Source organism: Thiobacillus thioparus DSM 505, assembly GCF_000373385.1.
In the GTDB taxonomy this organism is placed as follows: Bacteria; Pseudomonadota; Gammaproteobacteria; order Burkholderiales; family Thiobacillaceae; genus Thiobacillus; species Thiobacillus thioparus.
The window spans coordinates 157231-179014 of sequence record NZ_KB891326.1; the positions used below are offsets into that span (position 1 = coordinate 157231).

Annotated in this window: 24 protein-coding genes; 8 read left to right on the forward strand and 16 right to left on the reverse strand. The window is 64.3% G+C overall.

All coding sequences use genetic code 11. The features are described 5' to 3' along the window. The first annotated feature begins 50 nt into the window (after positions 1–50). The 7 genes from B058_RS0108525 to B058_RS0108555 all read left to right on the forward strand — a co-directional run bounded on the left by B058_RS0108525 (position 51) and on the right by B058_RS0108555 (position 5763). Positions 51–488 (forward strand): ATP synthase subunit C, encoded by a 438-nt coding sequence (locus B058_RS0108525; protein ID WP_018508057.1) that lies wholly within the window; start codon positions 51–53, stop codon positions 486–488. A gap of 4 nt (positions 489–492) precedes the next feature. After that, positions 493–837 (forward strand): V-type ATP synthase subunit F, encoded by a 345-nt coding sequence (locus B058_RS16690; RefSeq protein ID WP_051082055.1) that lies wholly within the window; start codon positions 493–495, stop codon positions 835–837. Between the two features lie 100 nt (positions 838–937). Continuing rightward, positions 938–1588 carry a V-type ATP synthase subunit E gene (locus tag B058_RS0108535; RefSeq protein ID WP_018508059.1) on the forward strand — a complete coding sequence of 217 codons (651 nt, stop codon included), beginning with the start codon at positions 938–940 and terminating at the stop codon, positions 1586–1588. 5 nt (positions 1589–1593) lie between these two features. After that, the gene (locus B058_RS16695) at positions 1594–3393 is read left to right on the forward strand and encodes a V-type ATP synthase subunit A (RefSeq protein ID WP_018508060.1); all 1800 of its coding nucleotides are present in this window, start codon (positions 1594–1596) and stop codon (positions 3391–3393) included. Next, complete coding sequence (locus B058_RS0108545) at positions 3390–4772, forward strand: V-type ATP synthase subunit B (RefSeq protein ID WP_018508061.1); 1383 nt, start codon at positions 3390–3392, stop codon at positions 4770–4772. Before B058_RS16695 ends, B058_RS0108545 begins: the two co-directional genes overlap by 4 nt. A 97-nt stretch (positions 4773–4869) precedes the next feature. After that, the gene (locus B058_RS0108550) at positions 4870–5490 is read left to right on the forward strand and encodes a V-type ATP synthase subunit D (RefSeq protein WP_026240760.1); all 621 of its coding nucleotides are present in this window, start codon (positions 4870–4872) and stop codon (positions 5488–5490) included. A gap of 27 nt (positions 5491–5517) precedes the next feature. After that, entirely contained in the window at positions 5518–5763 is a 246-nt protein-coding gene (locus B058_RS0108555) for a glutaredoxin family protein (protein WP_018508063.1), read from the forward strand. 10 nt (positions 5764–5773) lie between these two features. On the opposite strand, the gene B058_RS16700 is transcribed toward B058_RS0108555, so the two are convergent. From B058_RS16700 to B058_RS0108595, 8 genes are all read right to left on the reverse strand, one after another. Next, positions 5774–6340 carry a c-type cytochrome gene (locus tag B058_RS16700; RefSeq protein ID WP_018508064.1) on the reverse strand — a complete coding sequence of 189 codons (567 nt, stop codon included), beginning with the start codon at positions 6338–6340 and terminating at the stop codon, positions 5774–5776. Between the two features lie 259 nt (positions 6341–6599). Beyond that, positions 6600–7949 carry a pyridoxal phosphate-dependent decarboxylase family protein gene (locus tag B058_RS0108565; protein WP_018508065.1) on the reverse strand — a complete coding sequence of 450 codons (1350 nt, stop codon included), beginning with the start codon at positions 7947–7949 and terminating at the stop codon, positions 6600–6602. 7 nt (positions 7950–7956) lie between these two features. After that, positions 7957–8454 (reverse strand): TlpA family protein disulfide reductase, encoded by a 498-nt coding sequence (locus B058_RS0108570; protein ID WP_245539277.1) that lies wholly within the window; start codon positions 8452–8454, stop codon positions 7957–7959. A 19-nt stretch (positions 8455–8473) separates the two neighbouring features. After that, on the reverse strand, positions 8474–9076 hold the full coding sequence (locus B058_RS0108575; RefSeq protein ID WP_018508067.1) for a hypothetical protein: 603 nt from the start codon (positions 9074–9076) through the stop codon (positions 8474–8476). A gap of 13 nt (positions 9077–9089) precedes the next feature. Then, positions 9090–9671: an amino acid kinase family protein gene (locus tag B058_RS0108580; protein ID WP_018508068.1), complete on the reverse strand. Its 582-nt coding sequence runs from the start codon at positions 9669–9671 to the stop codon at positions 9090–9092. Beyond that, positions 9656–11047, reverse strand: coding sequence for an aminodeoxychorismate synthase component I (gene pabB, locus B058_RS0108585; protein ID WP_018508069.1), 1392 nt, complete (start codon positions 11045–11047; stop codon positions 9656–9658). The genes B058_RS0108580 and pabB overlap by 16 nt, the downstream gene beginning before the upstream one ends. Further along, positions 11038–12117 (reverse strand): hydantoinase/oxoprolinase family protein, encoded by a 1080-nt coding sequence (locus B058_RS0108590; RefSeq protein WP_157265701.1) that lies wholly within the window; start codon positions 12115–12117, stop codon positions 11038–11040. The genes pabB and B058_RS0108590 overlap by 10 nt, the downstream gene beginning before the upstream one ends. 23 nt (positions 12118–12140) lie before the next feature. Next, entirely contained in the window at positions 12141–13127 is a 987-nt protein-coding gene (locus B058_RS0108595) for an ATP-grasp domain-containing protein (RefSeq protein WP_157265704.1), read from the reverse strand. Here B058_RS0108595 and B058_RS0108600 point away from each other — a divergent pair. Then, positions 13126–13887, forward strand: coding sequence for a HisA/HisF-related TIM barrel protein (locus B058_RS0108600; RefSeq protein WP_026240764.1), 762 nt, complete (start codon positions 13126–13128; stop codon positions 13885–13887). The genes B058_RS0108595 and B058_RS0108600 overlap by 2 nt on opposite strands. On the opposite strand, the gene B058_RS17280 is transcribed toward B058_RS0108600, so the two are convergent. The 8 genes from B058_RS17280 to B058_RS0108640 form a co-directional block, all read right to left on the reverse strand. Continuing rightward, a complete protein-coding gene (locus B058_RS17280) occupies positions 13796–14995 on the reverse strand; it encodes a 6-pyruvoyl trahydropterin synthase family protein (protein ID WP_018508073.1) in 1200 nt (399 codons plus the stop codon). The two genes, B058_RS0108600 and B058_RS17280, sit on opposite strands and share 92 nt — an antisense overlap. Before the next feature lie 38 nt (positions 14996–15033). Then, positions 15034–15546, reverse strand: a complete 513-nt coding sequence (fae, locus tag B058_RS0108610) for a formaldehyde-activating enzyme (protein ID WP_018508074.1) — start codon at positions 15544–15546, stop codon at positions 15034–15036. 109 nt (positions 15547–15655) lie between these two features. Continuing rightward, complete coding sequence (locus tag B058_RS0108615) at positions 15656–16564, reverse strand: triphosphoribosyl-dephospho-CoA synthase (RefSeq protein ID WP_018508075.1); 909 nt, start codon at positions 16562–16564, stop codon at positions 15656–15658. Continuing rightward, a complete protein-coding gene (locus B058_RS0108620; RefSeq protein ID WP_018508076.1) occupies positions 16561–17472 on the reverse strand; it encodes an ATP-grasp domain-containing protein in 912 nt (303 codons plus the stop codon). Before B058_RS0108620 ends, B058_RS0108615 begins: the two co-directional genes overlap by 4 nt. Next, entirely contained in the window at positions 17469–18434 is a 966-nt protein-coding gene (gene mch / locus B058_RS0108625) for a methenyltetrahydromethanopterin cyclohydrolase (RefSeq protein WP_018508077.1), read from the reverse strand. Before mch ends, B058_RS0108620 begins: the two co-directional genes overlap by 4 nt. Positions 18435–18445: 11 nt before the next feature. Further along, the gene (locus B058_RS16710; RefSeq protein ID WP_018508078.1) at positions 18446–19627 is read right to left on the reverse strand and encodes an ATP-grasp domain-containing protein; all 1182 of its coding nucleotides are present in this window, start codon (positions 19625–19627) and stop codon (positions 18446–18448) included. Next, a complete protein-coding gene (locus tag B058_RS0108635; RefSeq protein ID WP_018508079.1) occupies positions 19617–20519 on the reverse strand; it encodes an NAD(P)-dependent methylenetetrahydromethanopterin dehydrogenase in 903 nt (300 codons plus the stop codon). The genes B058_RS16710 and B058_RS0108635 overlap by 11 nt, the downstream gene beginning before the upstream one ends. A 21-nt stretch (positions 20520–20540) precedes the next feature. After that, positions 20541–21527 carry a beta-ribofuranosylaminobenzene 5'-phosphate synthase family protein gene (locus B058_RS0108640; RefSeq protein WP_040723888.1) on the reverse strand — a complete coding sequence of 329 codons (987 nt, stop codon included), beginning with the start codon at positions 21525–21527 and terminating at the stop codon, positions 20541–20543. Between the last annotated feature and the right edge of the window lie 257 nt (positions 21528–21784).

Below are 21784 nucleotides of genomic sequence, written 5' to 3' on the forward strand. Positions count from 1 at the left end.
TTCCGCCCGCTGCTCACCGCTCACCGTTCACTCGCAAAAAGGAGAAAAACATGGCCTGGATGATTGTATTGATGAGCTTGCCGGTGGCGGCGACGCTGGGCGCGGGCCTCTGGCTGACGCTGAAACCGCGACGCGTATCGGCAGGCATGCTGAAGGGCGGCCTGCTGGCCAATCTGGCACTGTTCGGGCTAGGGGTCGCCGGTGTCATGCTGATGGGCGTGCAGGAGGTCATGGCGGCCGAAGCGACCGCGACGGCCGCGCGGGAAATCACCCTGGGGCAGGGTCTGGCCTTGCTCGGCATCGGCCTGCCGACCGGACTGGCGGCCATTGCCGCGGCGATGGCGCTGGGGCCGATCGGCTCCGCGGCACTGGCGGTGATCGCCGAAAAGCCGGAAATGTTCGGCCGCACCCTGGTTTACATGGGGCTGGCCGAGGGGATTGCGATTTACGGCCTGGTCATGTCTATCCTGCTGCTCGGCAAGCTCTGAGCCGATGCCGTCTGGATCCGGCAGCCCGTCCGATAGCGCGCGTCTGATTGTATTGGGTAGCGCCGGCCTCGCCGACGGTTTCAGTCTGATCGGCGCCGAAGTGTACGCCGATGCCGAACCCACCACCGTGGAAACGGTGCTGGAGCAACTGGTGCGGAGCGGCGAGGCGGCATTGGTGCTGCTGGAGACCCCACTGGCCCATGCCGGTGGCCCTTGGCTCAATCGCCTGCGCAACGAAGGCGGGCGCATCGTCATCACCGAACTGCCGCCCTTGCCCTCGCCTCAGGATTACGCGCCGGCGGTCGACGACGTGGTGCGGGCCGTCCTCGGACCGGATGCGCTGAAGTAGCTGCAAGTTGCAAGATACAAGTTACAAGGAAAAGCTGGCAACCAGTCTTGTGACTTTCAACATGAAACTTGTTGCTCAAGCTATTGAATATGGAGAAAAAATGGAATCCGATGTGCAGGTCTCTCAACTCGAGCAGGCGCTACTGCAGCAGGCCGGGACGCTGGCGCGCGAACTTCTGCAGAATGCCGAATCGACGCGCTCACGCATGCTCGCCGAATCGGCTGAGAAGCTGAAATTGGCCGGTGAGCATGAAGTACTGGGCGCCAAGGTCGAGGCTGAGCGGCTGGTGCGGCGGCAAGGCCAAGCGGCGGAAACGCGGCTGGCAGCCGAACTCGACCGGCTGCGCTGGGCGCTCACGGAGTCCGCGCTGGCCGAGGTCAAGATTGCTTTCCGGCATCTGGTGCAGGACGAAACACGTTATCTGGACGTGCTCGAAGCCTGGCTGGCCGCGGCGGCGCAAGCCCTGCCCCCGGGCGATCTGGTGGCGGAAGTCCGACCTGAAGACGAAAGGCGCCTGACACCGCGGTGGAATGAAATGCGCGCGCGTGCAGCGCCGGGGCGCAGCGTCACGCTCGCCACGCACGGACAACCCAGCGAAGGCGGCATCCGGGTACGGCTGGCTGACAATCGCGCCCAATACGACCAAACGGTCGAAGCCCGCCACGCGCGCCTGGCCGACGAACTGGCTCGCGTGACGATGGAACGCCTGTTCGCCAGCGCTCCCGACCTTGGCACGCTGATTCACGGATAGGAAACATGGGCAAAATCCTCGAAATCAACGGCCCTCTGGTCAAACTCGAACTGCCGCAGACGGTGCTCGGCGAACAGGTGCGGGTCGGACGCCTGGGCCTGGTAGGCGAAGTCATCAGCCGCGACGGCAATACGGCGCTGGCACAGTTGTACGAGGACACCGCCGGGTTGTGTCCGGGCGAGGAAGCGGAAGGCCTGGGTTGGCCATTGTCGGTGGAACTCGGACCGGGCTTGCTGGGCGGCATTTTCGACGGCGTGCAGCGCCCCTTGCAGGCGATGTGGGAACAGAGCGGCGATCGCATCGCCCGCGGCGTCGCGGTGGCGTCATTGCCGCGCGACCGGCGCTGGCATTTTGTGCCGGATCCCGGGCGTCGTGCCGGCATGCCCCTGTTCGGCGGCGAGGTGCTGGGCACGGTGCAGGAAACCGAATCGATCCAGCACCGCATCCTGGTCCCGCCGCAGGTCCAGGGCGAATTGCTGGAACTGGCGCCGGAAGGCGAGCACACCGTGGAGGACGTGATCGGCCGGGTGAGACTCGCCGACGGCCGCATCGAGAAGCTGCACCTGTTCCATCGCTGGCCGGTACGCACGCCGCGCCCGTTCAGGCAGCGCGATCATGCCGTCGCGCCGCTGATCACCGGCCAGCGCATCCTCGACACCTTCTATCCCTTGCTGAAGGGCGGCAAGGCGGCGATCCCGGGCCCGTTCGGTGCCGGCAAGACCATGCTGCAACACCAGGTCGCACGCTGGTGCAACGCCCAGATCGTCATCTATGTCGGCTGCGGCGAACGCGGCAACGAACTGACCGACGTGCTCGAATCCATGCCCACGCTTACGGACCCGCACACCGGCCGGCCGCTGATGGAACGCACCCTGCTGGTGGCCAACACCTCCAACATGCCGGTGGTGGCGCGCGAGGCCTCGATCTATGTCGGCATCACGCTGGCGGAATATTTCCGCGACCAGGGGTACGACGTGGTGATGGTGGCCGATTCCACCAGCCGCTGGGCCGAGGCGCTGCGCGAGGTCGCCGGCCGGCTGGGCCAGATGCCGGTGGAGGAGGGCTATCCGGCCTATCTCGGCTCGCGCCTGGCGGCTTTTTACGAACGCGCCGGACGGGTGGAAACCCTCGCCGGCGACCACGGCTCGGTCACGCTGATCGGCGCGGTGTCGCCGCCGGGCGGCGACTTCTCGGAGCCGGTGACCAGCCATACCAAGGAAATCATCCAGACCTTTTGGGCGCTGTCGAAGGAGCTGGCCGATGCCCGCCATTACCCGGCGGTGGACTGGCTGGAAAGCTTCTCGGGCTACGTGAGTTCCGCTGCGAAGTGGTGGGCGGACAACATCGATCCGGGTTGGGAAGCCGCGCGTGCCGCCGCGCTGGATCTGCTCGCCGCATCCGAGGAGCTGCAGCGCATCGTCAACCTAGTCGGGGTCGAGGCGCTATCTTCCGAGCAGCGATGGACGCTGGAAGCCGCCAGTTTGATCAAGGAGGGCTTGCTGCAGCAGGCCGCCACCGACGAGGTCGACAGCTTTGCCTCGCCCGAGAAGCAGTTCGCGCTGCTGACGGCATTGCTCGATATCCATCGCCAGGGCATGAAACTGGTGAAGCTCGGCGCGCCGGCCCGGCGCCTGATCCAGATGCCGCTGCTGGCCCAGGCGCGACGCTGGAAGAGTCAGCACAGCTCGGACGACCTCGAAGCATTGAAGGCGAAGATTGCTGCGATCCCGGCGGCCTTCGAGCCATTGTTGCTGGAATATGCGCCCGCTGCCCCGTCTTCAGCGATGGAAGAGATCCGGCCATGAAGAACATCGAATTCCGCACCGCCGCTTCCGCCCAGGGGGGGCTCGTCGTCATGGCCGGCGTGCCTGGCGTGGCAGCCGGCTCGCGCGTGCAACTGCGCGACCATGCCGGCCGGGTGCGTTCCGGCCTGGTCATCCGCAGCGCCAATGATGCCGTGCTGGTGGAGGTGTTCGAGGGGACCGACGCACTCGATCTGGAACGAACCTGGGTACGTTTCCTGGAGGAGCCCTACAAGTTGCCCGTGTCGCGCGACATGCTCGGCCGCGTGTTCAACGGTTCCGGCCGGCCATGCGACGGGCGCCCGCCGGTCATATCCGCCGACCGTCGCGACATCAACGGCGAGCCGCTCAACCCGGCGGCGCGTGCCTACCCGCGCGAATTCATCCAGACGGGCATCTCCGCCATCGACGGCATGAATTCGCTGACGCGCGGGCAGAAACTGCCGATCTTTTCCGGCGGCGGCCTGCCGCACAACCGGGTGGCGGCGCAGATCGTACGCCAGGCAAAACTGCTGGGCGAGGAAGCAGCCGAGTTCGTGGTGGTGTTCGCTGCCTTCGGCGCTTCGCACGCCGACGCCCGCTTCTTCCAGGAAAGCTTCGAAGAAAGCGGGGTGCTCAACAAGGTGGTGATGTTCCTCAACCTCGCCGACGAGCCGGTGATCGAACGCCTGCTGACACCGCGCGCCGCCCTCACCGCGGCCGAATACCTGGCGTTCGACCTCGACTACCATGTGCTGGTGGTGATGACCGACATGACCGCCTATGCCGAGGCGCTGCGCGAAGTGGCGGTGCTGCGCGGCGACGTGCCGGCGCGCAAAGGCTACCCCGGTTATCTGTATTCCGATCTCGCCGAGCTCTACGAGCGGGCAGGGCGCATCAAGAACCGGCGCGGCTCCATCACCATGATTCCGGTGCTGTCGATGCCGTCGGACGACATCACCCATCCGATCCCCGACCTCACCGGCTACATCACGGAAGGCCAGATCGTGCTCGGGCGCGAGCTGTCCAACCAGGGCGTCTACCCGCCGGTGACCGTGCTGCCTTCGTTGTCCCGATTGATGAAGGACGGCATCGGCAAGAACTTCACCCGCGAGGATCACCCCCGCGTCGCCAGCCAGCTGTTCGCCAGCTACGCCAAGGCACTGGAAGTGCGGGGGCTGGCCGCCATCATCGGCGCCGAGGAACTCTCCGACGCCGATCGCCGCACCCTGGCGTTCGCCGACGCCTTCGAACGCCGCTTCATCAACCAGAGCGAGGACGAGGACCGCAGCATCCATGAAACGCTCAACCTTGCCTGGGACCTGCTTTCCATGCTGCCGCCGGAATCGCTGATTCGGGTGTCGGAGGAAGAACTGGCGAAATATCACAAGGGGGCAGCGTGATGGAATGGGTGAGGGGTGAGCAGGAAGCGGTGAGCGGGAAACTCCGTTTCACTGCCGTCCTTGCCGCTCACTCCTCACCGCTTACCGCTTACCAACAATGAAAAAACGCCTCCCCGTCCCGCCCACGAAAAGCGCGTTGCTGCAGGTCGGCAGGCAGGCGCGTTTTCTGGAGCAGGGCCGGCAGATGCTGGAAAAGAAACGCGACCTGCTGACCCGGCTGGTGTATGAACGGCTGGCGCAATACCGCGAACTGCGCGCGCAGACCCAGCGCGAACTTGCCGAGGCCTACCGTTGGCTCGGCATTGTGCAGATGCGCATGGGTGAGCAGATGCTGCGCCAGGCGTCGGTTGGATTGAAGCCGGCGGTGACGATCAAGGTGGTGGCGCGTTCCAGCGTCGGTGTGGAGTATCCCAGCGTGTCCGCCGAGCCGCTGCCCTTGCAACCGGTGGGCCTGATGTGGACCGACGTCAGCTTCGACGAAGCGCGTTTGCGATTGAGGGAGCTGACGGTGACGCTGGCGCGGTTGGGCGAGGCTGAAAATGCGCTGTGGCGGCTACTTGCCGCCAGCCGCAAGACTCAGAAGCGGGTCAACGCGTTGAAATACAACATCATCCCGCGCTACCAAGCCACGGTGCAGCACATCCGTGCCGCGCTGGAAGAGGACGAACGCAACACGCTGTTCCAGATCAAGGTGCTGCGGACGCGCAAGCTGGCCTGAATTTCCCTTTCCTGAAACGATCACATCATGAATGCAAACGTCATCGTCTACATCAGTCCCGGCTGCCCCGATTGCGCCGCGGTGAAGCACTATCTCAGAGAGCGTGGCATCCCTTTCGAAGAACGCGACATCACCGCCCCGGGCATGGCAGATGAAGCCAAGTCGCGCTATGGGGTTCGGGTAGCTCCCATCACGGTCATCGGCGCGTCGTTTTTTTACGGAACATTCGCCCAACAGAAGCCACAGCTCGACCGGGCGTTAGCGGGCAGGTGAGCCGGACCACTCACTCGTGGACATGCGTGTGGCCATCGGAACCGTTCCCGTCCGCTGGCTCCATATCGTCGTCTGGTGGTGCCTTGGCGACCATCTCCTTGTATTGCGCAGGGGTCATGCTGGGAAGTTTCTTCAGGAAGGCGACCATGCTCCAGATCGTCGGATCGTCATGACTCATTCCCCAAGCCGGCATCGCGCTCATCTTGAGGCCGTGCTTGATGACCCAGAATGCTTCCCGGGGTTCTACGCTGTCCTTGCTCAGATTGGGCGGCGTGGGATACAAGCCGGGACGCAGTTCGGTATCCCGCATTCCCGGTGCCAGATGGCAACTGGTGCACATTGCGGCATATTGGCCCGCGCCTTTCAGGATCACGTCCGGATCATCGAGATTGGTGGGCAGCGCGATGGCGGAGGCATGGTGTTCGACGGAACGTTCGCGCGCAGCTTGCATCAGCGTGTAGGTGATTTTCCAGTGCGGACTGTCGGCGCCAGGGTTGTATGCGCCCGACCCTATGAATATGCCGGTGCCAAGGATGGCAAGTAATAGTAGAAGCAGTGCTGACTTGACGAGCGTCATTTTCGATCCTTACCTTGAATGACCGACATATTAAGCCTGCCGATGCGGATTCTTAAAGAGCGCATTCCCGAATTGAATGTGCATGGAATCCCTATCATCCAAGCAAACGTGGCGATTTGAAAACGAGTGGATCAAGCGAGCCACTCAAACCGATCAGTCCCGGGAATGGCGTATCTCGTCAGCGATGGACCTTCGCATCTGTGAGTGGATGGCGTGGGAGAACGACGGAACGACCGCGGCGGCGAAGTCTTTGGCACGTTTACCTGACAAGCGCAGCAGCAGTATCCAGGCGCGCCAATATCTCGTCCATCCATTCACGGTGTTCGGGTTTCATCACGCAGGCACGCAGGCAGGTCAGCGTGTCTGTATCCCAGGTTCGTACCGGTGCGCAGGTCTCCAGCATGGCCCTGGGCAGGGTGACGAGCGCCAGATGCAGGTCGTGTTCCCTGGCAGCGGCATGCAAGGCGCGCGCGCGCAGGGATGCCTGGCTGGCAATGTCGGCCCGGACTGCCCAGACGACGATGTCGAGCGGGGGCGGAAAGAGCGGGGCGAAACGCGCGTCGCCGGCCAGGGCATGATACAAGGCCAGGGCAGCCATGCGGCCGGCCGCCAGGTCTTGCGCGAAGGCCCCGCCGGGCACCAGCGGCAGCAGGCGCTGGGTGGCCCACAGCGCCACGGCCGCGGCCCCTGGGCGGGAGCATTCCAGGGAAATTTCGCCCAGATGCGGGTCGTCCGAACTCAGGTAGGTGTAGGGCGAGTCGTGGCGGTAGTGGTGCCTGACGGCGGGATCGCGGAACAGCACGCAGCCGCAGCCATAGGGCTGGAGTCCATGCTTGTGCGGGTCGATGGCGAGGGAGTCGGCCTGCGCAACACAGTCGAACGCCTGCCGGGTGTCGGCGTCCAGGTTGTCAGCCAACGTGAAGTAGCCGCCGTAGGCGGCGTCGACATGAATCCGGAACGTGTGACGCGCGCGCAGGGCGAGGATCCGCCCGAGGGGATCGACGGCGCCGGTTGCGGTCGTGCCCAGCGTGACGACCACCGTGCCGATCGTGCCGTCCTGCAAGGCGTCTTCCAAGGCGGCTGCATCCATGCGTCCATGCGCGTCGGCCGCGATGGAACGGAACGGTACGCCGAGCACGCCGGACAGACGTTCGTGGGTGTAGTGCGCCTGGCTGGAAGCGGCAATCGCCTTGCCGGGATGCTGCTCGCGCGCGACCCAGAGCGCTTCGAAATTGGCCAGCGTGCCGCCGCCGCACAGATGCCCCTGGCTGTCGGTCCAACCGATCATGCGCGCGATTTCGCCAATGGCTTCCTGCTCCATGATCGAACTGGCACGCCCGCCATCGTAGGCATGGTTGTTCGGGTTGAGCCAGAGAGTCAGCGTGTAGGCCAGCCGCGCGACAGGGTGCGGCGGCTTCTGCATGTGCCCGACGTAGAGCGGATGATGGTAGGGCGCGTTGTCCTGCAGCCGGCGGGCTGCGGCGAGCAGGGGTTCGCGTAGTTGCGCAACGTCGAGAGTCTGCGGGACATCGGGTAGATGGCGAAAGCCGTCCGCCAGTACGGCCAGGGCTTCGTCCAGCAGGGCCAGGCTTTCCCGGTCAAATGACATGAAGGTCCTAGGGTTTGAGCAGGGCACGCACCTGGCGTTCGATTTCCGGATGGTCGAATTCGCGGCCGCCCACCGCACTGTAGGCGATACGTCCCTGCGGGTCGATCAGGTAGGTCGTGGGCAGGCCGGAGATTTTCCAGGTTTGCATGATCCGGGCATGCGGATCGAGCAGGATGGGGAACGAAGGCGTCGCGTCCAGCTGGCCGATGAAAGTGTGAATGGTATCGGCATCTTCGCCGATGTCCACCGCAAGCACGACGAACGGTGTGCCGGCCAGCTTGCGTGCAAGGCGATCCATGGATGGCATTTCGCGGCGGCAGGGCGGGCACCAGGTCGCCCAGAAATTGACCAGGACGACCTTGCCCTTGAGGCTGGCCAGGTCGTGCAACTGTCCATCGAGATCCTTCAGGGCCAGCACCGGAGCCGGTGCTTTCGTGGCCTGCTCGGTCAGGCTGTGGGACAAGGCGGGCAGATCCGCCGCGAAGGTCGTTATGCCCATTGTCATGAGCAGAGCGCCCATCATGCTACTGAATTTCATCCGTACACCTCACATTTTCGAGCGTTGTTTTGCGTCCTGCGTCACCCGCGCGCCAGTTGACGATCAGGTTGAAGCGGCTGCCGCGCGGAAGCTGGTAGGTTGTCATGCCCTGATTCCAGTCCCCCGCGTGAAAGGTCTGGGTCGCGGGGAACTGGGCCCAGGCAAATGCGATTCGAGCAGGCTCGGAGACTCCGCGGTCGACCCATGTCGCATCCCATTCAGCCTTGCTGCGGAGGGCGCGAGCCTTGCCGTCGGCGGCGACGTAACGCCAGTCGGCCAGGCGGTGTTCGATCGGGAGGGTGCCGATATTGCGGACGACCGTCATGAAGACGCAGCTGGACGCATAGTCTTCTGCCTGTTCCGGGGTGAAGCCGCGCGCCTGATAGAAGGCCCGCGCCTGATCGGGGCTGATCTGCGTCAGACGAACCTGGATGCCGCGTGTCTCGACCTGCCAGCTTTTCAGGCCGGTTTCAGGATCGCGGCTCGTCTCGGTCGCCCCAGCGGTAATTGCCCAGACAGGCAAAGCGCAGAGGAAATACAGCATGTTCCTGACGCTGCCCTGTTCCAGTCCGTTGCGTGTCTTGATCATCGGTGTCTTCCGATCAGTCCGGTTCGGCCAGCCAGGCCGAGATCGTGCTGGCCCCATGGAAGTCCAGTACCCGGAGGCTTCCGTCGAATGCGTTTGCAAAGGCGGGGAAGCCCTGGTCCACCCAGCCCGACGCGGCCATCGCAAGGGGATCGGTATCGGTGGGCTGTCCATACTTGACCAGCGTGAGATTGTCGGCCGACAGCTGGATCGCCAGCCACGCGGCCAGGCTGTCGGATGTGACGGACCAGTTTTGCGGAAGCTCGGCCGCATGCCGGCACATCTCAGCCGGCATCCAGACGGGCGTGAACCCCTGTCTTAACGCATGGCCGATGTTTCCCAGACTGTCGGCAGGAACCAGGCTGGGGTTCAGGTCGCATAGCATCAGGCCATACTGCTCCATGGCCAGGATGGCCATGTGGTGTGCGGCGGCATCGCTGATCCCGGAATGCGTCTGGACTGTGCGCACGACGTCGGCAAAAGGGCCGCCGCCGGGTACCAGCACGGTTTCGCCGCCTGCGGCGGCCAGCGCCTCGAGGCACTGTGCGAGCTCGGGAACGCGGTACAGGCTGCCGCCCAGTTTCACAACCCGGAGCATTGTCCGTCTTCCAGATGGCCTCCGCATTCCCGCATCAATTTCAACATGGCCGATGCCTTGTCGAGGCATTCCTGATATTCGTCGTCTGCGCGGGAATCGGCGACCAGACCACCGCCTGCCCAGAAACGCAGCGAATGATCCGAGCTGACCATCGTGCGGATGGCGATATTGGTATCCATGTCGCCATTGAATCCCAGCCAGCCGACGGCGCCGCAGTAGACACCGCGACGGTTCGGCTCGAGCTCCTCGATGATTTCCATGGCGCGGATTTTTGGCGCGCCGGTGATGGAGCCGCCCGGGAAGGCCGCACGCAGCAGGCCCACCGCGTCGATGTCCCGGTCGAGACGGCCGGTGACGGTGCTGACCAGATGGTGCACGGTCGCAAAACTCTCGACCTCGAACAGCTTGGGCACGGCCACCGAACCCGCTTGGCACACCTTGCCCAGATCGTTGCGCAGCAGGTCGACGATCATCAGGTTCTCTGCGCGGTCCTTGGTGCTGTCGCGCAGTTCGCGGGCCAGTGCCGAATCGGCTTCGGGTGCGGCGGCACGGGGGCGCGTGCCCTTGATCGGCTTGGTCTCCACCCGTCCCTGCTTCACTTCCAGAAAACGTTCTGGCGAGGAGGAGAGAATGCGCGCACCCGGGAAATTGAGATAGGCCGAATAGGGAGCCGGGTTGAGACGGCGCAGCGTCTGGTATCCCAGCCAGTGGTCGCCGTTGACTTCGGCAACAAAGCGCTGAGCCAGGTTGACCTGGTAGCAGTCGCCAGCGCGGATGTAATGCTGGATGCGTGAGAATGCCTGGCGGTAGCTGTCGGGCGTGAAGTTGCAGCTGACTGGCCCGACCTGGAAAGGACGCCGCGCCGTGACGTGCGGCGTGTCGCTGAACAGAGCGATTAATTCGTTCCAGCTGGCGTCGGTCCGGGCGTCGCGCCCGGAGCCGACGAGCCAGCTGGCGCGTTGCGCATGATCGACGATGACGGCCCAGTCGTAGATGCCGATTGCCATGTCGGGGATGGCTTCGGCGTCACGCGCGTGGCTGGGCAGTTGCTCGATGCGGCGGGCGAGGTCGTAGCCGAAATAGCCGATCGCGCCGCCCGAGAACGGGAGTGCCGTGGGGTGTCCGTCCACCGCGAGATAACGGCGCAGCAGCTCGAAAGGGTCCGCCGGGGAGAGCGTCGGCTGGTCGCGTTCACGAATTTCGGTCATGCCGCCCCGGGTCACCAGCGTGACATAGGGGCGCGCTGCCAGGATGTCGAAGCGTCCCATGGTGGAACGTGGACGTCCGCTGTCGAGAAATACCGACCAGGGTTCGTCGGCGATGGCCTCGAAGCGTTCGGCACTGTCGGGGCAATAAGGAAGAGCGCTTATCCGCATGGTATGTCCGCAGGCGTAATGCCCGGAGGGTGGCGGTGGGTTGTGAGCAGCCGTCCCACCGCGACGGCAGGGGCACATCCGTCAATCATATCCTGATGGGCGCGGGCGGCCAGAATCTGCGAGAAATTGATCACCGGTCGCTCGATCCGGGCAGCGAGCCGCGGGCCGAGGAATCCACCGACGCCTGCGATGACCAGCGGGGCGCCTGCAGCGAGCATCTCGCGCGACAATACCTGCCGCACCGCGCGCCCGATCTGGGCCATCTGGGCATCCGCAAACCAGGCCGCCAGTTCGGCCCACGCCTTGTCAGGCAACTCCCAGGCATCGCGCCCCACCATGCGAGCGAGACGCATCCGGCTGGCTGCGGGGGTCTTGGCACCGCCATCCGCGGCGTCATGCAGATCGGCTTTTTCGGGGAGCAGGCCGAGGATCCGGTAGATATCCGAACTGGTCGCGAAATGCTCTGCCATCAGTGGCGTGAACTGTCCGGCCACCGGGGCTTCGCTTGCCAAGGCCATGAGCGGTGTGCGGGCCACGCCGGTGTAGACCAGTTCACCGGCGGACAAGCGGTCGCGGTCGCTGCTGCTGGGGGTGGCCACCAACCCGTCCCGGATGGGAATCAGGTCCGTGGTGGTGCTACCGATATCGACCAGCAGGGCCTCGCTGATGCAGGTCGAAACCAGGTGGGCCGTGGCATGCCAGTTGGCGGAGGCAACGCGCCCGGCATACTGGCTGGCCTCGATGGCATCGTACCAACCCTGGCCGCCGGCATAGAAATGCACCCTGCCGACGCCCAGGCGCTGACTCAGCAGGGCGACCAGGGCCTGCACACCGGCTTGCCGCGTTTCGAACAGGTCGACCATTTCTCCGGTCATGGTGACGGCATGCACGCAGGCATCGCTTGCCTGCATCGTGGCCTCGATCCGGTCGATGGCCTGGTGCAGATGATCGAGACCGCGCCATAGCGCGCAGGGCACGAGCCAGACGCCGGAGGCCGTGCCGTCGCGCTCGATCCGTGCGGCTTTCAGATGCGCGCCGCCGACATCCCATCCGATCACGGCTTCATTCATGGGCGATATGCGTGTCGGCGCGTTCATAGGGGGCGCGCTACGCGCGTATCGTTCATCAGATTGGCCGGCGGCAACGCGCTCATGGGCTGATGGTCCGGCAGGGCCAGGACTTTCCCGGCAGGATTGAATCCCAGCATCGAGTGAAGACCGGCATAGGAGACGGTGAGGCGGGGATTCACTTCCAGAACCACCGGTCCGCTTTCCGTATCGATCAGGTCGATCCCCACATACCCCCACAGGCCGGGGATGGCGGAGGCCACGTGCAGGGCCAGGCTGGCATAGCGTCCATCCGGATCGGGCAGTGCGTGGGGCGTCACGCCGTGGAAGCGCAGTTGGCCGTCTTCCAGCCGGATGTGCTGCCTGTTGACCGACAGCAATTGGCAGCTGCCCGGCTGACACAACACGGACAGGGATAGCGGCTCGCCAGAAAGAAATGGCTGAAAAACAAATCCCGCGCTTCCTTCTTCCAGCGTCCATTCCTCGGCTGAGGCCTGGTTGTAGAAATACATGGTGTCCTGACAGCCGGCGCCCTCGTCAGGCTTGGCCACCACCGGACCTTTCGTCGTCATCGGGAATGGCGAGGTGGACGTGGGGACCACGGGAATTCCCGCGTGGCCCAGCCGTTGTGCGGTGGCATGTTTGCTGGCTGCGATGCGCACGGCGTCGGGCCGGCAGCCCAGGAGGCGCTTGCCTGCAGTCAGGATTTCCTGGTTCAGGGATTCGAGGATCCCGGCCTCTTCCGGCGCGACCGGCCATACTGCATCCGACAGCGTGAGACAATGCCGGTAATCCTCACTGAAGCGATGGGCCTCCGTCTCGATGATCTCCACCTTGTCCATGGCAGGCCGAGGCAGGCGGCAGTCCCGCAGCGTCAGCACGTCCACGCCATCGAGGGCGCGCAAGTCGTCGACCAGCGCTTGCCACATGACTTCGCCATCGTGTAAAAACCCAGGCAGCGCCATACTGGCGAACCCTCCTCCCGTCACATACTCGAAAACAAACACTTTCATGCCCGCCTCCCTAGCGCTTATCCCCGTACTCGACCTGATGGACGGGCAGGTTGTGCGTGCTTTTGGCGGCCGGCGCGACGAATACTGGCCGCTGGAATCGGCCTTGTGCGATTCCAGCCGTCCCGAGGCGGTGGTGGAGGGACTGCTCGCACTGTATCCGTTCCGGCGGATCTATATCGCCGACCTGGATGCCATCCTGGGACGGGGCAACCACGGAAGTGTAGTGGAGGGGCTGCAGCGATTGCACCCGGATCTCGAATTCTGGGTGGATGGCGGCTTTTCCGATGCGGCGGCGGCCGAAGCCTGGCACGCGGCAGGTCGGGGACGGCCGGTGCTGGGCACCGAGAGCCTCGCGGTTCTTCCGGAACGCGACGCATGGCCGGCGCAGGGCGTGCTGTCGCTGGATTTCCGGGGGGACGATTTTCTCGGTTCGGCCACTTTGCTGCAATACCCCGAACGCTGGCCCGCGGAGGTGATCGTCATGACACTGGCGCGCGTGGGCATGGATGCCGGGCCCGATCTGGCCCGGCTGACGCAGTTGCAGCGCCTGAATACTGCCTGCCGCATGTATGCGGCGGGCGGCGTACGCCAGATTGACGATTTGGCCGCATTGGCCCGGGCCGGGGCGGCCGGTGTCCTCCTGGCATCGGCCCTGCACGACGGCAGACTCAGTCGCCCTGAGCTTGACGCTTTTCATGCTGCTCATCCCACGTCCGCAGCCAGTGACGCCAGGGCGAGTGTCCCAGCGCCGGATCGGTAAATCGACCCAGCAGCGGCTGGCTGCCCTGGCGCTGCCAGGTTTCCAGATCAGGGCCGCTGTACTGGCACCATGACTGCGGCGTTTCGTACAGGGTCAGCTCGATCAGTTCGGGCAGGAAATCGATGAGCTGTTCCCAGATGTACACGCTCAGCAATTCCGTGGTGGAGCGCCAGGCCAGTTCCGACCCGGCGTAGTTGAGGGTGTGGTGGTCGAAGCGCTCCACCACGCGGGTGTTGACCACGCGCTTGAGATAGCCGTAATCCAGCACGCAGCCGGTGATCGGGTCGATCTGCCCGCGTACCTTGACGTGCAGAACGTAGCGTCCGCCATGCAGGTTGCTGCATTTGGCGGGATGGTCGGTGAGGAAGTGGGCGGAATCGAACACGACCTCCTTGCTCACTGTGACCTCCGGTGTATCCGGATGGAAACGCGGCCAGACGCCGGGCATGGCTTCGAGCTCGCCGCGCAGGCTGTCCAGCAGGCGCGTCGTATCGGCCTTGGTCAGCGTGCGCAGCAGCGGCGTGCCGGTAGCCAGATGGCGGGTGCGCACGCTCAATTCGCGCGAGAGGAATTCGGCTGCCGCTTCGGCTTCGTCGTTCGAAGCGAAAGGCAGGAATAAAAATCCGGCATGCAGTTCGGCTGCATGAGCCAGATAGGTTGCATATTTCAGGTGTTGTTCCGGTGGAGGCACCCTGGCGGGGAGCCAGGGGCCGACCAGATTGCGTTTTTGAGTCACCAGGCGGTTCTTCGCCACGACCCGGTGGGTGCCAGGCGCGTAGTGATATTCCTGATGAAACCGGAAGCCGTAGGGAGCGAGTTGCGCCAGATCGCAGAACAGCAGATCCAGCCAGGAAACCTCACCCTCGACGAAACAGACCGATCCGGCATCATGGACCTTGCCTGCCAGGCGTAAGCCGGCCAGCACGGCCCGTGCCGTCTCATCAGGCACGGCGACAGGCATGAGCGGGAGCTCCGCCTGCGCGGCGCCTGCCTCGATCCTGTCCGGCGATACCAGCAGGTCGAGCGGCAAGGCGTGACGTAATGCATACTCCTGCAAGGTGAGGCCGCTGCAGGCGAGCAGGTGCCCGTTGTCGAGTTCGCTCACCATGGCCCCACATTCCTTGCAAATCACGCCCGCTCTCCCGATTAGATATGCGCGGCGAAGGGGTGGCCGGCCTTCGCTTTCTGGGCAACCACCTCAGCCGCCTTGGGTACGCCGGCAATAGCGCGCTTGATGGATTGCTTGGTAGCTTCGTAGTTGTAGTCTTGGATTTTGGCGTCGTCCTCGGCTTCCCAGTGGATGAACACGCCCACGCAGATGAACAGATTGTCCGCTTCATCGGCCGGAATGGTGCCGTCTTCCACGCAATCCGCGACAGCCATCGCCACGCCGCGCTGGGCCGGGCCGAACATCTGAACGGCCTGCTTGGCACCCTTGATGGTCACCTTGTTGAACATCATGGTGTTGGGCTTGCAGGGCAGATTGGGCGCCACGACAGCCAGCAGGGAAGTGAAGCCGTCCTTGTTGTTGACGAGGCCATTGCAGAACGCCGTTTCAACGGCGCTGCCGCGCGGGCCCATGATCAGATCGATATGGGCCACTTCGTTGCCTTCGCCAACCAGGGACTCACCGACCATTACGCTATTGATTTTCGCCATCATTTACTCCTTTAGTTGAACAGACTCGGTTTGGTTATAGCGGTTCGCCAGCGCCGAGTCGTCCGTCGGCTGACCACTTGTTGCATGACCAACCAGGTGCTTCAGTAAATCAAACAAACTGAGAGTCCCCCTGGATATGGTTTGGAATACAGGTTGCTTCCCCGTGCAGCAGCCGATCCGCCAGCCATGCCGCCACGGTCAGATCGGCACTCGTGCCAGGGTTGAAACCTGTGGATTTGAGAGTCGTGTCCAGACCCGTCAAATGGGTTTTGGCGCAAGACCAGTCGGCGCATTGGCCCAAGCGGGCAATGCAGTCGAAGGCCATTGTTCGCACGGCGCTCGCTGCGCTGCGACCGTGTTTGCGCCAGATGTGGCTGTCGGAAAAACCGGCCAGAAATCCGAGGTAGGCAGTCGTGACTGCCGCCGTCTCGCTACCCCAGTGCACGCGTCCCTGATGCAGGGAAAGCAGTCCGGGGCCGAGGATGTCGGCATAGCAATGGGTGTACTGATAAGCGATGCGATCCCAGGCAGCGGCTTCCTGCATGGCTTCCAGCAGCGTGACGACCGGCGCTTCCCGGACATCGTGGCGCGGGCTTTCACCGAGTCCTCCGGGTGCGGCCAGCCGGATGGCCCGGTAGACCCATTCCGCATCATCGCGGGTGAGTGCAGCCAGGCTGCGCTGGAGCCGGTGCGCCAGGATGTCTCCCGGCATGCAATGCTGGGCGGCATGAATGAGCGGCACAGCCAGCAACACGATGCCGAGGTTGGTATTGCAGCCGACTGCTTCCCGGGTTGCTTCGACCGCGCGGTAGATCCGTTCGCCGATCTCAAGATCGGGATCGGCCACATGCGGCGCGGCCACCTTGGCGCTGATCAGGAAATCCTCAGCGGTCATGCCGTGCCCCGGGGATTCCCAACTCACGTTGCCAGGCTTGAAGGCGGCCACGTCCATCTCGCAGGCGGCAAGAAACAGGTCGGACATCGGCTCGGCGACGGGCATTTGCAGCAGGGCGTTCATGCGCACTGCTCCCGGGATTCCCTGACCACGTGCCGGTTGAGAAAATCATCCACCAGCATGGCGGCGATGTTGTCCTTGACGACGCTTTGCAGGCCGTGCCAGGCCGGAATACTGTTCACTTCCAGCACGTTGAGGCGGCCTTCCGGATCGCGTATCAGGTCGACCCCCGCATAGTCCATGTCGAGTGCACGGGCGGCGTCCTCGGCCAGTCTGGACAATTCCGGGTCGATGGGGGCAGGCCGGCAAGCGGCACCCTGGGCCACGTTGTTGATCCAGCTGGTGCCTAGGCGCGTCATGGCGGCACGGCTGCGGCCACCGATCACGAGTACCCGGTAGTCCTCCCATGAGCCCGACTCGCCGCCGATGTAGCGCTGCAAGTAATACACGCCCCGGTACGCTTCTCCCGGCGGGAGATCGGCGGGAGAAGCCAAGCGCTTGAGACCCGCTCCCTGGGAACCGAACAGCGGCTTTAGCACCAGTTCGTGTCCCAGTGCGATTTCGCGCATGAGCAGGGTACGCGCCTGGGATTCGGACTCTGTTACCCACGTGGGCGGCGTCGGAATACCTGCGCGATGCAGAAGCAGGCTGGTCATGGCCTTGTCCACGCTTTTCTCGATGGCGCGGACCGAGTTGTAGACGGGCACGCCCAGCAACGGCAACACGTGCAGAAAATCGAGACGCAGGATGACCTGCTCCAGGGTTCCACCCGGCACGCCGCGAACGAACACGCCGTCGGGCAGTTCATGCTCGAAACCGGGTATCGCCACGCCGCCGCTCTGCCCCAGATCCACCCGACAATCCGTCAGCGACAGGTAGTTTGCGACATAGCCTCTGCGCGCGAACGCACGCTTGAGCTGCTTGCCGTGCCAGCCCGGATCGTCAGTAAAGATCGCGATGCGGCGTGTCATGAGAACGAACGCTCCAGCAGGTCTGCGTTGAGCTGGCCGGCGCGGAAACTGCGCCCTGTTCCGAGGCTGGTCACGATGATCTGTGCCGGCGCGAACAGCAGCGGGTCGATCTTGTAGAAGTCGTGTCCGGCATTCTTGAAAACCTGCGCGAAAGGCTGGCCATAATCCTTGGATGCCTCGCTCGGCATGCGCTGCGCAAGCGCCTCCGCTGCCGTTTCCTCGCCGGCGACAAACAGCTGCACGCGGCCGCCGAAGAGGATCGCATCGTTGGTGCGGCCCATGGCAGTCAGGAAATCCGGCGAGGGCGGACAGACCGGGGCCGTGCCCATGCCGTCGACGATGTGATCGAGCGGGAAGCCCAGGAAGTGCGCCTTGTGCAGGGCCACTTCGAGTACGCGGGCCACCACCTGCACGCTGCCGGCCAGGCTGGTGGTGGGCGTCAGGATCAAGGTCAGACGGTCGGGGGAGACGTCGCATTGGCCGGCGATCTTGTCCAGCAAGGGCAGCGGCGGGATCTTGCCGGTTTCCAGGACCAGGCAGGCCGAGTCCGCGCGATCGCGATAAGCGAGTTCAGCGAAGAGTTCTTCCTTGCCGGCCAGCGCGCGGCCAGGACCCGATCCCAATGCAAAGAAACCGCCCTTGCCTTCACCGTGCGACAGACTCCATCCGGCGTACTGGCTGCCCAAACAGGCCAGCACCGGCTGCGCGGTGGAAACGGACAACTCCCAGGGCCAGGCGGCCTGGGCGGCGGCCGGGACTAGCGTGACGCGTCCGAGGCCCCCGAGGCAGATTTCGGCTATGCGTCGACCCGCCTCGATGCCACCCGTCGCCTGGATGCCGGCATCGACGATACGTACGCCATTGGCTTGCCGCGAAACCGCCAGGCGCAGTTCCGCGGCATGGTCCACCAGGTATTCGACCAAAGGGGCTGCGAGTTGGTTGACGCTGGGAACGTGCTTCATCGGGTGTGTCATCAGGCCGGGAACATCTGAGTGGATTGAGCGACGGCAGGGTCATTCCAGCCGGTTGCGGGGGAGGCGAAACGATCCAGCCATTGGAGGATCTCCTGACGCCTGCCGAGCGCCTGGTGCCGGGCGGTGGCTGCATCCGGGCCATCCGCACGGACCGTGCAGACAGGGTCGCCGGCCTCGATCACGCTGTCCGCCCAAGGCAGATCCGCACACCAGGAAGGCCATGCGAAATCGGTCGGGATCAGCAAGCGGGTTTCGGCGTAGACCACCGCCACGGCCATGCTGCTGCCAGGATGAGGCAGACGGGCAGGCAATCGACCCTTGCAGGCTTCGACGTGCAGATCGAACAGGCAGGGCAGCAGCGGCACATCCCATAACTCCAGCGTGGCGGGCGGACGCGGATTCAGTTCCAGCAATACCCAACCGGAGTGGGTGACAATGAAGTCGAGGCCGTTGAGGCCGACCAGGCCGAGCCGAGCGGTGAGCGCCCGTGCCGCATGCATGACGGCTTCATCAACCTCGGCCGGGCCGGCATCCATGCGTGTCGCACCGGCATAGCTCCAACGTCCGGATGCCTGAGGCGGGGTCGTCAGGGGCTGGTTGAAACCGATTGAGCAGATGTCGCGCCCATTGGCCAGAAACAGGAAGGACCATTCCTCGCCGGCGACCTGCCGCTGGAAATAGCGTCCCGCATCGCTTTCGGGCAAGGCGGATGCGAGGCGTACATGCGTGCCGCCGCACGCACCGGCCTGTTTGGACAGCCAGCCGGCAACCTCTGCTGGACGTGACATGCGGGTTGCCGGATGGGGAATGTCGAGCGCCGCGAGCAAGCTGCTGAAGCGTTCCGGATCCGCAACGGTTTCCAGGACCTCCGGCGAGTTGCCCAGCACGATCCGTCCCTCGGACAGCTCGCGCAGCAGCGCAGGTTGGGCTTCAAGTCCAGATCCATAGACCAGTCCGAGACAGGCGGCAGGCGGACAGACCAAGTCGGCCGCATCCAGCATCGCGGTCGCGTCGAATATGCCGTTGCGATCCAGGGGCGAGCGTGTCCATTTCAAGGCCATCCCGCAGGTATCCTGGTCGGCGAAGGCATCGATGCCGACGACCGAGCGCTGCGCGCGCGCCGCTGCCTTGGCCAGCACGCGCCCGGACAGCGAAGTGAGCAGAAAGGCCTTAGGCGGCATGCAACCTGGCCTCGCGCAAGCAGTCGGCGAAGCCCAGATAAAGCGGGCTGTCCGTGCGCAGCATGGCTTGCAGCAGGCCTTGCTGAACCTTGTATTTGATGTTGCCGATGGCGAGCGGCCCGATTCCCACGGCGTGCCCGGATGCGGCCGCAAGCGGCTTGCCATTGTCCATGACGCCGATGCCCTCGATTCCGGCTGGTGGGACTGCATTGATGTCGGCCGCCACCATCAACCGCGCCGCGTGCGCGAGATGCGCCGGGCCCAGTACCTGGACGCCGGCCTTCGCCGTGGCGAGCGCGATTTCAGTATCCGCGATGAGCGCCGCCTTGGCATCGTCGGAACTGGCGTCGATGGGAGATACCGCCACGCCGAATCGAGCCTGGATGGCCTCGGTGGCGGACTGCGCCCGGAACAGGCCATCGTGGCCAGGAAGCGTGACTTCGGCGCCCGCCTGGGCAGCAAGCACGGCTGCAATCATGCCGACCGGGCCGGTGCCGCCGAAAACGGTGACGCGGCGGCCGGCAAGCGTGGTGCCATGGGTACCGGCCAGGGCTTTTTCCACTGCGGCGATCATGGCCGCGGCGGTGGTGAAGGCGCCGCTCGGATCGGCGAAGACCGACACTTCGAAGGGCGGCACCATTGCCTTGCGTGCGGCGTCGAGCATGCCGGCGGCGAGCATGGGGTCGCGTCCGCCGATGAAGATGCCAGTGTGCTTCGCGCCTTTCGGGCCCCGGGAAAAAATCGCGTCCTGGGTAAAACCTGCGATGTCTTCCAACCCCACGCCCGAATACGGGATCACGGCGTTCCAGCCGGCATCGTAGGCCATGTTCACGTCAAACGGGCTCACCCGTGTGCCGGGCGTGGCAAAGTGCAGCAAATAGGGTTTTTCCATTGTTTTCTCCAGCCGTTGTTATCAGGAATGCGCCTGGGCCCGGTACGCTTCAGTGCGGATTTCTGCGCCGCGGTTGCGGCCGGAACACACCATGAACTCCAGCCCTTCGGTACCGAACTCGTTGTACGCGGCGCGTGCCAGGGAACGCGCCTGAATTTCCGAGTCAGTCAATGCAAAACCGGTGGGGCCCCACGAGCTTTGCCCGATGCCTTCGGCGCCGTTCCGCGCCAGCCAGGCCAGCGCGCTGGCCACGTGGTGGCTGGCGAACCGCCCGCCTTGGGCTGGCGCGAAATGGTCGCCAACCGTCTGCTGGATGGCGTGGATGGCGGCGCCGAATCCAGGAAGATCCTGCTCGACCAAGGACGGCATGGCCTGCATCAGTGCGAGCCGGCACAAGTGAGCGGCTCGCGCCTCGGGAAATTTGGGCAGAGCGGCGAAAGCCTGCTTTTCCTGCTCGCCGTGCAAGCCCTTGTAGGTCTTGTCCATCACCAGGATCACGCGCCACTGCGCGGGAAACTCGATGCGCGAAATCACCAGGGGCGGGTCGCCTTCGTCCTTGCGTCCGCCATCCACCACGAATCCGCCCTGCGTAAACAGGCCCAGGCCGATTCCTGAACGCGCGCCTCGATTCAGCTTCCTGGCCATGTCGTGGACAGGCCAGTCCACGCCATACAGCCGTGCGAGCGCCGTGCCGACGGCCAGGGCGAGTTGGGTGCCCGAGCCGAGGCCGGCGTGATCGGGGATGGCCTGGTGGATCTGGACATAGGTGCCGTCCGTAATGCCCATGGCCGCAAGTGACTGGCGTGCGAACGATTCCACCCGCTCGGATTGCGGACCTTCCGCCGAAACCTGTTCGGCTGGATAGGCGGTCAGCGTCGTGGCCAGTTCATCCAGCGACAGGCCCAGGCTGCCGAAGCGCCGTCCCAGTCCGCCGTTGAGGTCAAGAAATCCCATATGAAGCCGTGCGGAGGCTCGTACGGTGACGCTGATCGTGGAGGTATGCGGCATGTGTATATAGTGTGGTGCAAAGCGTGTAAGCCTCTGGAAGCAATTGCTATGCCAGTGGGAAAATGCATAAATAATCAATCGTCTAGCCTTGCATGCGGGGAGTGCCGATGTGACAGACTGTCACGCCGCTCGCATCGGCCGCGTGACATCTTTTATGGAGGGAGGCGACATGCGCCGACAGGAAACTGCCTGCCTGACCAGACACATAGGCGCGGGCATGACCTGCATGGCATGGATCCTGCTAAACGCCTTAGCAC